The sequence below is a fragment of the Pseudomonadota bacterium genome, assembly GCA_018823135.1.
Taxonomy (GTDB): Bacteria; Desulfobacterota; Desulfobulbia; order Desulfobulbales; family CALZHT01; genus JAHJJF01.
On record JAHJJF010000070.1, the window covers coordinates 21868 to 34896 of the forward strand.

10 protein-coding genes are annotated in these 13029 nt (G+C 46.4%); 7 read left to right on the top strand and 3 right to left on the bottom strand.

Annotated elements, in window-relative coordinates:
* Positions 1–386 precede the first annotated feature (386 nt).
* On the top strand, positions 387–1448 hold the full coding sequence (gene purM / locus KKE17_07335) for a phosphoribosylformylglycinamidine cyclo-ligase (protein MBU1709800.1): 1062 nt from the start codon (positions 387–389) through the stop codon (positions 1446–1448).
* A gap of 38 nt (positions 1449–1486) precedes the next feature.
* Here purM and KKE17_07340 read toward each other — a convergent pair whose 3' ends face one another.
* Both KKE17_07340 and fusA read right to left on the bottom strand, forming a co-directional pair.
* Positions 1487–1984: a MogA/MoaB family molybdenum cofactor biosynthesis protein gene (locus KKE17_07340; protein ID MBU1709801.1), complete on the bottom strand. Its 498-nt coding sequence runs from the start codon at positions 1982–1984 to the stop codon at positions 1487–1489.
* Positions 1985–2113: 129 nt separating this feature from the next.
* Positions 2114–4183, bottom strand: coding sequence for an elongation factor G (gene fusA / locus KKE17_07345; protein ID MBU1709802.1), 2070 nt, complete (start codon positions 4181–4183; stop codon positions 2114–2116).
* A gap of 327 nt (positions 4184–4510) precedes the next feature.
* Here fusA and murJ point away from each other — a divergent pair, with 327 nt between their 5' ends.
* Positions 4511–6109, top strand: a complete 1599-nt coding sequence (murJ, locus tag KKE17_07350) for a murein biosynthesis integral membrane protein MurJ (GenBank protein ID MBU1709803.1) — start codon at positions 4511–4513, stop codon at positions 6107–6109.
* A 242-nt stretch (positions 6110–6351) separates the two neighbouring features.
* Here murJ and KKE17_07355 read toward each other — a convergent pair whose 3' ends face one another.
* Complete coding sequence (locus tag KKE17_07355) at positions 6352–7110, bottom strand: 16S rRNA (uracil(1498)-N(3))-methyltransferase (protein ID MBU1709804.1); 759 nt, start codon at positions 7108–7110, stop codon at positions 6352–6354.
* Between the two features lie 305 nt (positions 7111–7415).
* Between KKE17_07355 and KKE17_07360 the strand changes: the two genes are divergently transcribed.
* The 5 genes from KKE17_07360 to KKE17_07380 all read left to right on the top strand — a co-directional run bounded on the left by KKE17_07360 (position 7416) and on the right by KKE17_07380 (position 12909).
* Positions 7416–8699 (top strand): 3-deoxy-D-manno-octulosonic acid transferase, encoded by a 1284-nt coding sequence (locus tag KKE17_07360; protein MBU1709805.1) that lies wholly within the window; start codon positions 7416–7418, stop codon positions 8697–8699.
* A gap of 2 nt (positions 8700–8701) precedes the next feature.
* On the top strand, positions 8702–9787 hold the full coding sequence (gene lpxK, locus KKE17_07365; GenBank protein MBU1709806.1) for a tetraacyldisaccharide 4'-kinase: 1086 nt from the start codon (positions 8702–8704) through the stop codon (positions 9785–9787).
* Positions 9788–10030: 243 nt separating this feature from the next.
* Entirely contained in the window at positions 10031–11005 is a 975-nt protein-coding gene (gene lpxC, locus KKE17_07370; GenBank protein ID MBU1709807.1) for a UDP-3-O-acyl-N-acetylglucosamine deacetylase, read from the top strand.
* Positions 11006–11175: 170 nt separating this feature from the next.
* On the top strand, positions 11176–12015 hold the full coding sequence (gene proC, locus KKE17_07375; protein MBU1709808.1) for a pyrroline-5-carboxylate reductase: 840 nt from the start codon (positions 11176–11178) through the stop codon (positions 12013–12015).
* Between the two features lie 45 nt (positions 12016–12060).
* On the top strand, positions 12061–12909 hold the full coding sequence (locus tag KKE17_07380) for an NAD(+)/NADH kinase (GenBank protein ID MBU1709809.1): 849 nt from the start codon (positions 12061–12063) through the stop codon (positions 12907–12909).
* Positions 12910–13029: the final 120 nt, after the last annotated feature.

The following is a 13029-nucleotide window of genomic DNA, read 5'->3' on the forward strand; positions in this document are numbered from 1 at the left end:
AGACAGTGATAATTCTGCTCATTAATTTATGGGCATTTATGGGGATTTGCAGTAGACCGCCTCAGGCTGCCCGGTGATTTGTAATTATATGATCCGAGGCCGAGAAGAGTGAAATCCTGATTAAAGGTTGAGGAAATAAGTTGACTTTTTACTGCTTGGACATTAAAAATCCAGATTATGTTTTATCAATGTAAAGTCATTTTAGGGGCCGCTTTTAGGGGCCTTTTTCCTTTTTAAATTCGCGCGGCTTTATAGCGGATTCCATTTTTTTACGTATGAACAAGCAAAGCGAGTGCAGACCCCTTCCGCCGGAGGCGGTCCGGGTATGCATTAGTAATATCTCTTAATTGAAAAGCTTCTAATAATTCAGGAACAGGTCATACAATATGAGCGAAAGCAAACCATCATCACGTTATGCCGAGGCCGGCGTAGATATCGATAAAGGCAATGATTTCATCACAAATATCAAGCCGATTGTCGCTTCGACTTTTCATGGCGGAGTCCTTTCCGGAATCGGTGGATTCGGTGGGCTGTATGCGTTGGGCGGAAATCGTTATAAGGACCCGGTGCTGGTGTCTTCCACCGACGGGGTCGGCACAAAACTTAAAATTGCCGCAATGTGTGGCAAGCACGACACCATCGGCATTGATCTTGTGGCAATGTGTGTAAACGATATTGCTGTAAGTGGTGCGCAGCCCCTGTTTTTTCTCGATTATTTTGCAATCGGCAAACTTGATCTTGATGTGGCCACTGATGTTGTTCGGGGGATCGCCGAGGGCTGCAAGATTTCCAAATGTTCGCTTATCGGCGGAGAAACAGCAGAAATGCCGGGACTTTATGTGCCCGGAGATTATGATCTCGCCGGTTTTGTGGTTGGCATTGCAGAACGCGATAAAATAATTGACGGCTCGGATATCAAAGTTGGCGATGTGCTCATCGGCATGGCGTCAAGCGGTATACACAGCAACGGATATTCCCTGGTTCGCAAGATTTGTTTTGATGATATGGGCCTTGCCATTGATAAATACATGGATGAATTCGGTTGCACTCTTGGTGAAGAATTGCTTCGGCCGACCCGAATATACAGTGAACAGATGCTGAATCTGGTCAAGCATTACAAAATCGGTGGGTTCGTACATATTACCGGCGGGGGGCTTTATGATAATATCCCGAGAGTTCTGCCTCAGGGCTGTAAAGCGGTAATCAACAGCAAAAGCTGGAATGTTCCGCCGGTTTTCAGTTTTCTTCAAAAGAATGGTCGGATTTCGGATGAAGAGATGTGCCGGACGTTCAACTGTGGCATCGGTATGGTTGTCGTGGTTGATAAGGATATTGCCGATGATGTAATCGGGCAATTAGAGGCACTTGGAGAGTCGGCTACTATAATAGGAAAAATAGCGTCGCAGAAACCTGGAAAAGCCCCGGAGGTAGAGGTTATTAAGGGCTAGAAGACCAGCCAAAACCTTTATTTCCAGGCAAGCACAGGCTAAACAGGGCTGCAGTCTTCTTGGCCGCCCTTTATTTTGTATATCGCATGGGAGAAAACCGGAAGTATCGTCTGCAGGTTATGGGTTGCGCCGTCGACACTTCCGGGTAGATTTACAATCAGGCTTTGTTTCCGGATCCCGCAAATCCCCCTTGATAAAGCGGCATACATGGTTTTTTTGCCGCTTTCAAGCCGCATTAATTCGCTTAATCCTGGAATTACCGTGTCGATTACTTCTCTGGTAGCTTCGGGAGTGATATCTGTTGGACTCACCCCGGTTCCGCCGGTGGTGATAATCAGGTCGATCGCCTGAATGTCGGTCCAGGTAATCAGGAAGGATTGAATAAGGTCCAGATGATCCGGGACGATTTCAGTGGCGACTACGGTGAATCCATGCTCCCGGAGAAGCAGTTCAATCGCCGGGCCGCTTTTATCCTCGCGCAAACCCTGCGATCCCTTGGTGCTGATTGTAAGCACTGCACATGTAAGGGGTGTCAATCAAGCGACCTCATGATGTTTTACTCTGCCATCAATGTGTTGTTGATCCAATAATGCGGTTTATACAATAAATAACTTGTTTTCAGTAGATCAAGCTTTCCTGTGATACTGTTGATGAGCGATGTTGGGCTATTCGTTTTCAGCCTTGGCCGCGGCAATGACTTTTTCGGCAAGCTGTCCGGGCATTTCTTCATAATGGGAAAATTCCACATCAAAGGATCCACGGCCACCGGTAATCGAAGTTAATTCAGGTGAATATTGGAGTATTTCCGCCATGGGGGCCTGTGCGGAGACAATCTCGCTTTTCCCCTCCGAATCCATCCCCATGACCTTTCCCCTGCGACCGTTCAAGTCACCGATAACATCGCCGACACAGTCTTTCGGCATTCTGATCTGCATACTCATGATCGGTTCCAGGAGAACGGGCTGGGATTCGGTCACCGCCTTTTTAAAAGCCAGGGATCCGGAAATTTTGAAAGCCATCTCCGAAGAGTCGACGTTGTGGAAGGAGCCGTCAACAAGGGATACTTTCAGGTCAACGGTGGGATAACCGGCCAGAACGCCTTTAATCATGGCTTCCTGGATTCCTTTGTCTACTGCCGGAATATAATTTTTCGGAATAACGCCGCCGACGATTTTGTCTTGAAATTCGTAGCCGCCGCCCCTTGGCATTGGTTCCATTTCGATCCAGGAATCAGCAAACTGACCACGGCCGCCGGATTGTTTCTTATGTTTGCCCTGAACCCTGGCCTTGCCTTTGATCGTTTCCTTATAGGGCACCTTGGGCGGACGCAGGGCCATTTCCACCCCGAACTTGCGTTTGATTTTTTCACCGGTAACTTCAATGTGAATCTGGCCGATACCGGAAAGAAGTATTTCTTTGGTCTGGAGTTCTCTGGTTAATTTAAGGGTTGGATCTTCTTCAAGCATCTTGGTTATGGATGAAAAGAGTTTATCTTCGTCATCTTTTTTTGAAGTGCTTACCGCAAAGGACATATTGGGTTTTACCGGGACCAATTCTTCAAAGAGAATTGGCGCGTCTTTGGTGCAGAGGGTGTCGCCGGTAACCGTTTCTTTAAGCTTGGAAACCGCAGCGATCATTCCAGGATAAACGCTGTCAACCTGTTTGCTTTCTTTGCCTTCCATGATGAGAGTCTGGCCGAATTTTTCGTTGGTCTCTTTTGTGGCATTATAAAAGCTGTCGCTGTTTAATGTTCCAGAAAAAACCCTGAAAATTGTAAGCCTGCCGGCGTAGGGGTCAGCCATGGTTTTAAATACCTGTGCTGAAAACGGTTCCTCAAGCAGGGGTTTGCGTTCAATGCTATTTCCTGTTTTGGGGTCGATGCCGGAACGCGCCGGTCTTTCATTGGGAGCTGGCATCAGTTCGTTAATGATATTTAACAGCATTTCCGTGCCGTTGTTGCCGGGAGCCGCACCAACGCATACTGGGCAGATCAATCCTGATTTTGTGGCTTTGCTGAGTCCGGATTTAAGATCGGCTTCGGTCAATTCCCCTTCCTCGAGAAATTTTTCAATAAGCGCATCATCGGTTTCCGCGACATCTTCCATCAATGTTTCGCGGTGTGATGCAACAAGAACCTGCATTTCAGCAGGAATAGGGGTTTCTTTGAGTTTTCCTTTGTCACCATCAAAGAGATAGGCCTTGTTCTTGACAAGATCAACTACGCCTTTGAAATCAGCCTCGGCACCGATGGGAAGGCAGGTGATGGCCACTTTAAATGGGAGCTCGCTTTTTATATCAGCAATCGCCTGATCAAAATCGGCCCGGTCCTTGTCCATTTTATTAATAAAAATAACGGTCGGCAGGTTTCTTTCGGCAACAAAGGATGCGATTTTTTCAGTCTGATATTTGACTGCAAGGGGGCCTTCAATAACGAATAACGCACAATCTGCGACTTGGGTTGCAAATTTGGATTCGTTGATAAAGTTGTCGTCACCCGGGGTGTCCAGCAGGAAAACAGTATGTTTTTTCCAGGTGTATTGATGAAACGAGGTATTGATGGTGATTTTTCTTTTAAGCTCTTCTGGCTCAAAATCAAGAACGGAGGAGCCGTCATCCACTTTTCCAAGACGAGTGGTTTTGCCGGCTGTGAAAAGTAAGGCCTCTGCCAGGGATGTTTTGCCGCTTTTTCCGTGACCGAAGATTGCCACATTACGTACAGTACTGATGTCTTGCATGTACTCCTCCGTTTCCATTTTATGTAATTAGTAATAAATTGTGTTTTTTATCGTCAGTAGTCCCGTAATAAATTGTTGAAATATGAGATTGTGGCGTTCCTTGACCGTTGAACAATACATTGCTTGGTATCTGAACGATCAAAGGAACGTATAGTATTCGGAAGGTTATGTCAAAGTCAAGCAAGTATTTCAGCAAGAAATAAAGGATAGTTGTTATCTTGTCGCCAAACTGATATTGTTCCCGGGGGTATGGGCTTGAGGGCAACCTTTGATTAATAATTTTGTAGACTAGACAATCTTTAAAAATAAAATAAGTATACAAAAAATATGGATAAACCTGCTGAAGATACTGGAAGAATATCCCGCTCCGCCGGCACCGTTGGCGCCGCTGTTATGTGCAGCAGAGTCCTTGGTCTGGTGCGGGAGCAGGTTTTTGCTTTTTTGTTCGGGGCGGGTTTTGCCTACGACGCCTTTGTGGTTGCTTTCAGAATTCCCAATCTGTTGCGCGATTTGTTTGGCGAAGGGGCGTTGAGCGCTGCATTTGTTACGGTATTTTCCGATTATGATACCAATAAAGGCAAAGAGGAAACCCTGCGGCTTGTTGGTAATATTCTGGTCTTTATTACAATATTGCTCAGCCTGATTACTCTGCTTGGCATAGTGTTTGCCAAACCCCTTGTAGACCTTCTTGTCGAGTCGAGTTTTGAGCAGATACCCGGAAAAGTTGAACTCACCTCCAAACTCACGGTAATCATGTTTCCGTTTCTGATTTTTATCTCCTTATCCTCTGTTGTCATGGGGATTCTCAATACCCGGGGGCGCTTCTTCATCCCCTCAATATCATCCAGTTTTTTCAATCTGGGATCGATTATCGGCGGTGTGACCCTGGCGGTGGTTCTGCCCATGTATGGCCACCCGGCCATTGTCGGCATGGCAGTAGGCACGTTGATCGGCGGTGTGTTGCAATTTGCCGGTCAATTGCCGGCTCTCTACAAGACAGGTTTCAGGTTCAAACCGAATCTTGACCTCCGGGATCCGGGATTAATTCGGGTTTTGAGGCTGATGGTTCCTGCGGTTGTCGGGCTTGCGGCTTTCCAGATAAATATTTTTGTGAACAATTTTTTTGCATCGTCCCTTGAAGAGGGAAGTCTTTCATGGCTCAATTATGCATTCAGGCTTTTTCAATTTCCCCTTGGAGTGTTCGGGGTGGCAATCTCAATTGCCACGCTTCCGGTTATTGCAAAATATGCGGCAGTGAAAGATATCCCCAAAATGAAGGAGACGTATACTTCTTCTCTTACTTTGGCGTTCTGTCTGACCATTCCTTCCATGGTCGGATTGATTATTCTTGCCGAACCGATTATCAGGATTATTTTTCAATACGGTAAATTCGATGCCTTTACCACTGCGAAAACCGCGGAAGCCCTGCAATTTTACACAATCGGTCTTTTTGCCTATTCCAGCGTTAAAATAATCGTGCCGGTTTTTTACACCATTGACAGCACCCGTTATCCGGTGATCGGCAGTTTTCTTGCGGTTGCGGTTAACATTATTATGGTGGTTTTTACCATCGATCATCTCCAGCATAAAGCCCTGGCATTTTCGATTTCCTGCGCGATGATCGTTAATTTTATCTATCTGAGTGCGGTATTATACCGGAAGCTTGGAGGGTATTCCCTTTCCTATCTTTTTGCCGGGTTTGGAAAAGTGGTGACTGCAGCTTCAATTATGGGCGTGTGGATTTTTGGCGTTAAACAGTGGATAATGCCGGCACTGGGCAAGGGGGTTGTTTTTGATATCCTCGGGCTTTTACTGTGTATCTTTTCCGGGGCGCTGCTCTACGGAATTATCCTCTACTTCTTAAAGCTCCGCGAGCTCACCTATCTGACGGAAAAAATGGTCGGTAGAATCAAGGCCAGGGGCTGATTGTTAAGAAGGCTCTTAATGCGTTTATTAGTCTTGCGTCAAGGTTAAGACCGTCTTCAGACGGTCAGCTTTGAGCATGTTTATAATATGAGTAACAGGCACATAGGCAGAAGGCACCGAGTAAAAGGGAATAAAGAAATACAATATGAAGAAGTAACGGCACTCAATGACTGTCGATCTGTTTGTGGTGCTTGTATTTTTACACTTTATGCCTTCTGCCTTTGTGCCTCACGCTATCGACTTCAGTCGAGAGTCGTCTGTTTCATTCGTAAATCGCTGATAATATCGATTTGAGAAAGAAGAGCAATAATTGCTGTATCAACCTTGAGGATTCTGGGTCCCATGGTGAATATCTGGAACCCCGCCTGCTTGAATTTTTCTATCTCAAAATCATTCCATCCACCTTCAGGGCCGACAGCCAGAAGAATATTTCCTTCAGACCGCGAGGGGATAACTTCATGGAGTTTTAATCTGGCCTCCGGGTGGGCGGTTATTTTTATTGAATTGTTTTTGCTGACGATTGGCAGAATATCTTCGATAAACGGCCTGAAGCGCTTATGAATACTGACCTCAGGCATCCTGGTAATCATTGCCTGTTCAAGTCCCTGGATGAGCAGTGGCAGGTAGTTTTCTTTTGCAAGGAGAGCGGTCTGGAAAAAACTTTTTTCAACCCGGTTTGCATTAATCAGATAGATTCGGCCCACACCCAGAGTCACTGCCTGGGTGAGGATTCTTTTAAGCATAATGGGTCTGGGAAGGGCCAGGATAAGATCAATTTGTCGAGCGGGTGGAGTTTCCTTGAGTTGAGCGAGACGCAATTGTATATATTGATGATTAATGGATTCCACTGTTCCGACTCCGGTGGGGCCGTTCAGGATTCCGATTTTGAGGGTGTCGCCGGGTGAAGAGTGGAGGACATCTCTTACATGATCCGCTCTGCGATCCGAAAGGCGGATGACGTCATTGGTTATTTCATTTTGTTCAATAATGATAATGTTCATAAGTGACGAGTGTCCAGGTAAGAGTGAAATGTCGCAGGATTGCGAAGGTGATTGATGTGACGGAAAGTTTCGGCTGGCGGCGCATAGCAGCGTTATGTAACTGAGTCGCAACCACATCAGACGCGTCGAACAGCAAGCAGGATGCGTCAGCTGAGCCTCGACTGGATATTAAGCAGAGGATGTAATGTGTTGAATTATCCTGCAAAAGGTTGATTCTCTGATAAATACCATTTATTCTCATGTACCGGTTTTGTCAGCTTAATAACTTCAAGTTCAGGCGTACCAAAGTAGCAGACATGTATTTATTGTACAACGTAATCCAATGGGTCTTTCTTGCGATTTTTTTTCCGGTGCTTGCGCTTATGGTTCTGGTCAAGAGGAAGTACCGGGGAAGAATACTTTTCCGTCTGGGTTTTGGAATAGACCATTGCGCCAGAAGCCTTTCCACCGGAACCCCGGTGATATGGATCCATGCCCTTTCCGTTGGCGAGGTGTCATCCTGCCAGACCCTTGTCAAAGCGATAAGGAACGCCTATCCCCGGGGAACGGTAATTCTTTCCACCACTACCCGTTCCGGGGAGGCATATGCCCGGAACATCCTGGCCGGCAGTGTGGATTTGTTCCTGCCGTACCCCCTTGACATCCTATGGAGTGTCCGCCGGGTTGTTTCCAGGATCAGGCCTGATCTGTTCATCCTTGTTGAAACCGATTTCTGGCCGAATCTTCTGCATGAACTAAAAATCAGGGGCATTCCTTCAATCCTTGTCAACGGGCGAATCTCCGCTGATTCCTTCACCAGATACAAGCGTTTTAAATGGTTTTTTCTGCCGATGTTCAAGGCTTTTAAATTGATAACCATGCAGACGGAAAATGATTGCAATAATATGATCGAGCTCGGGGTTGACCGGCATAAGGTTCTGAAGCTTGGCAATCTGAAATTCGATGCCGTGATGCCGGGGGATTTATCAGGGCAGATCAAGGATCGAAGCAGTTTCGGAATACCGGATCACAAGACTGTGATAGTTGCAGGAAGTACCCATGCTGGAGAAGAGGAGATCATCCTGCGGGTTTTCAGAAAACTTATAACGGAATTTCCGGATCTGTTTCTGATCATCGCACCGAGAAATGTGGAGCGCGGCAAACCCGTGACGCTGCTTGCCAGGCAGGAAGGATTTATCGCCTCAAGGAGGCAGGAGCCGATGCTTGCTGGCGGTAATCTGCTGGTTCTTGACACCCTCGGAGAACTCGCCGGGGTATACAGTTTTTGTGACATTGCATTTGTCGGAGGAAGCCTTGTGCAACAGGGGGGGCATAATCCGTTGGAGCCCGCGGTATTCGGAAAGCCTGTACTTTTTGGTCCTGACATGAATGATTTCTTGGAGATCGCCCAAGGCCTTCTCAATTGTGCAGGGGCGCTTCTGACCAGAGATGAGGCCGAACTTTTTGAAGTGGCACACAGATTATTAAAAGATAAAAAGATGCGTGAGGAGATGGGCAGACATGCTGCGGCCCTTGTTGCGGAGCAGCGGGGAGTTACTGCACGTCATGTTGAAATGCTGCAAACTATCATGGGTGAGGCGGACAATTAATCATGCAGTTGAAAAACTTTCTATTTGCCCTTGGGCGGCCTTTTTCGCCGTTTTATAGTTCGTTGATGGCGATTCGGGCTCTTTTGTATAAACAAGGCATCCTGAAAAGCCAGAAACTCGTGGTTCCGGTAATCAGTATAGGTAATTTGACCATGGGCGGCACCGGTAAAACCCCAATGGTTGTTTATATTTCAAAGCTTGTTCATGCAATGGGACTCAAGCCCCTTGTGGTAAGCAGAGGCTACGGGGGGCTCGCCAGTGATCTGGTCAATATCGTCTCTGACGGCGTGAAAATCCGTCTGTCTGCCTCCCAGGCCGGCGACGAGCCAAGATTATTGGCCGAATCCTTGCCCGGTGTACCGGTATTGACCGGCAAGCAGCGAGCCGTGGTCGGGCAATACGCAGTAACTCATTTCAAACCGGAAGTTATCATTCTTGATGATGGCTTTCAGCATCTGGCCCTGCAGCGTGATATTGATTTGGTTCTTATGCGGGCGGATTCTCCTTTTGGGAACGGCCACGTTTTTCCCGGCGGGGATCTGCGCGAACCAATGAGCGCTTTATCTCGGGCTCATGCCTTTATCGTAACCGGTAATGAAGAAAAACTGGATGTACCGCCGGAATTGGATGAAAAGACCAGGAATAGACGGCTACCTGCTCGACCGTTGTTCCTTACCTCGTATAGAATCGTTGAAATCGTTGATTCAAAAGGCAACCAGCCGGTCTTGCTAGAAGCTGTCCTGAAAATGCCGCTCTACGGGTTTTGTGGGATCGCTAATCCGCAGTCCTTCTGGATTTCATTGCAGAATGAGGGTTTTCAGATAGTCGGATTCAAGGCTTTTATGGATCATCATAGTTATCGTTTGGAAGATTTTAAACAATTAGCCGCTCAGGCTATGAAAAATCAGGCCAAAGCCCTGATTACCACAGAAAAAGACCTGGTGAAATTACGAGGCATGAGCGTTGATTTTCCTGTTCTGGTATTGCGGGTTGAACTGACCCTGGATCACACGTTTCAATCTTTCCTTAAAGATAAACTGCAACCCCTGATTTGCGCAGATAACTCAGTCTTTGTCACAAAAAAATGAGCTGAAAGAATACATGTGTGTTTTTTACACAACAGTATTTACCTGAAAAAGAGGTGAGGTTGATTGTTTTTGTTAAAAAATAATTACCTGTAGTTCCGTTATTATTTATATTTGCTGTGTATTTGAATGATGTATTTTCATGTCTGGTTTATATCTTGCATAAGTATTGGTTGTGTTTTTAATGCCAGTGATGTGAAAAAAATATCAAACTGAATTCAATATAAGAAAAAAGGTTTTCAATAAATGGAACTCTATCAGCATACAGTAAAGAAAAAAGTCAGCTTTCGCGGTATCGGCCTTCATTCCGGTGAACCGGTCACATTGACTGTTAATCCAGCGCCGGCAAACAGCGGCATCCGCTTTTCCCGTACGGATATTTCCCTTAGAGCTACTCTGCCGGCCTTTATGACCCGAGTCGTCGACACGCAACTTGCTACAACTCTGGCATCGGATGAATTTGTCGTTTCAACCACCGAGCATATGCTGGCTGCACTTTCCGGGTTAGGTATTGATAACGCCTTAATCGAACTCGACGGCAATGAAGTGCCGATAATGGACGGCAGCGCCGGACCTTTCGTGCATATATTGAAAAGATGCGGCCGTCGACGTCAGAAAGCCTGCAAGCAGATGCTCAAAATCACTGATGAGTTATTGTATCAGGATGGCGATAAATCAATCCGGGTCCTTCCCTATGACGGTTTAAGAATCACCTGCAATATTGATTTTAATCATGAGTTCCTCAAGCGTCAGTCATATTCAATTGAACTTTCTCCAGAAAAATTCATGAAAGAAATTGCTTCCGCCAGGACTTTTGGATTTATGGGCCAGGTTGAAAAACTCAGAGAAAACGGCTTGGCACTTGGTGGATCATTAGAAAATGCCATAGTCATCGATCAATATGGGGTTTTGAATAAAGAAGGCTTGAGGTTTGCTGATGAATTTGTCAGGCATAAAATATTGGATCTCATCGGAGATCTGGCTCTGCTCGGATGTCCCCTTGTCGGGCATGTGATAGCCTCCAAGACAGGTCATTCGCAGCACCTTGGTTTTATGAAGAAATTAGCCAGGCATCCCGATTGCTGGGAGTTTGTCAAGCTTGAAAAGAATGGTGATCATACTGTTCTTGATAAGATGATTACCACTACAAAGGCGGCAAGTAATATAATCATGCCTTTTCTGTTGCCGCCGGCGATTGCCGGAGAAGCCTGCCCGGCTTGATTTTATAGTTATATAGATTTTGAAATGCCCGCACCATCCTCGGATGCCGCGGGCATTTTTTTTCTCATCATGCTTTTCGGCATTGTTTTTCATTAATTCGGGCGTTATGTATAAGTACAAATAATAAAGTCTAGAAGGTATTTGAAACTGATTCAGCAAGAGGTTGATTAATGGACAGGATAGACGCAATAGGATTTATAGGTGGTGGTCAGATGGCCGAGGCCATGATAAAGGGCTTGTTAAAGGCAGGTCTGGTCAAAGCTGATAGAATTTATGTTGGTGATCCTTCTGAACAGCGACGTTCGGTTTTGTCGGATGGGTATAATGTTTGTGTTTTTGAAACATCCGAGGCTGTTTATCAGGAGTCTGATATTGTAATTCTTGCAGTTAAGCCACAGATAATTGTTCCTGTTCTTGAGGATTCTCAAAAGAAAGCAGAGAGTCGGCATCTGATTATTTCCATTGTCGCAGGGATTCCCCTTGCGGTTCTTGAGGCAAACCTTGCCGGTAGCGGCTGCAGGGTTATACGGGTGATGCCTAATACCCCGGCGATCATCCAGGAAGGAGCTTCAGCCTTAAGCCCAGGGAAACGAGCTACGGAAGAAGATATGGATATCGCTCGGGTGATATTCGATGCCATGGGTAAAAGCGTTGTACTTGATGAATCCTATATGGATGCGGTTACGGGTTTGAGCGGCAGTGGCCCCGCCTATGTCTTCACATTTATCGAAGCGATGATTGATGCCGGTGTTCGTACGGGTTTACCCCGGGATGTTTCCGAAGCATTGGTCGAGCAGACAGTACTCGGTTCGGTTAAACTTGTTCTTGAAAGTGGAAAACATCCGGCTGAATTAAGGGCCATGGTGACATCTCCGGGAGGTACCACCATCGCCGGCATGCATGTCCTGGAAAAAGCCGGGTTCAGGGGGATGATCATGGATGCTGTAGCTGCCGGAACGCATCGATCCAGGGAGCTTGGTCAGGCAATGGTTGGTAAGAATAAAGAATAGCTGGAAGTTATTTGTTGTCAGGATATTCAGGGCGGGTGTGAGGCTATGATCATAAAAAAAGTAGGGATAATTATTAAAAAGGACTCTGCTGAAGCCTTGAAAATGGGGCAGGATCTTACTGAATGGTTTGCAAAACGATCGGTTCATTCAGTGATTGATGCTGTGCGTGACGGCATGGACATGCTGGTTATTCTTGGTGGTGATGGAACTTTGCTGCATATCGCCGATCAGGCCAGCCGCTTTCAAATCCCGGTGGTGGGCATTAATCTTGGGGATCTTGGGTTTCTAACCGAGGTCGCGGTGAATGAGAGGTATGAAGCACTTGAGGCCATATTGAGCGGATCGATTATTATTGAAGAACGCTTGATGCTCAAGGCTCGAATAAATTCCGGGGGGAATCCATCTCAATGGCATTATGCTTTAAATGATGTGGTCATCAGTAAAGGAAATGTTGATCAACTGGTCCAGATCAGCGCCTGGGCTGATCAGGAATACATAACATCGTATCGGGCGGACGGGTTGATTTTTTCAACGCCCACAGGATCAACAGCATATAATTTATCTGCCGGAGGGCCGATTGTCTATCCGGTGCAGAACTCGATTCTGGTCACACCGATTTGTCCTTTCATGCTTGAGAGTCGACCGGTTTTGCTGCCGGCATCAATGAATCTCAGCACCAGGCTTGAAGGGTCGGTAAATGACGTAAAGGTTATTGTTGACGGCAGGCTTGCCTGGAGTATGGAAGCCAATGATCTCCTTGAGATACGGGTATCTGAAAACAGACTTCTGCTCATAACCTCGCCGCAGAAGGGATATTTTGAAATTCTACGAAACAAGCTGAACTGGGGCGGGAGATCCGTAACTCCTAAGTTGGAAGGATCAGGACCCGTCTGAAATAGTCGCATCGCAGTCATGTATGATGCCTGGGAATGAGCGGATCACACATGACTGGGCAATGAAGCATACCTCAAGAGCCTTTTGTCCTGATAGGAGCAGGGTTTGCTCTGGAGAAAA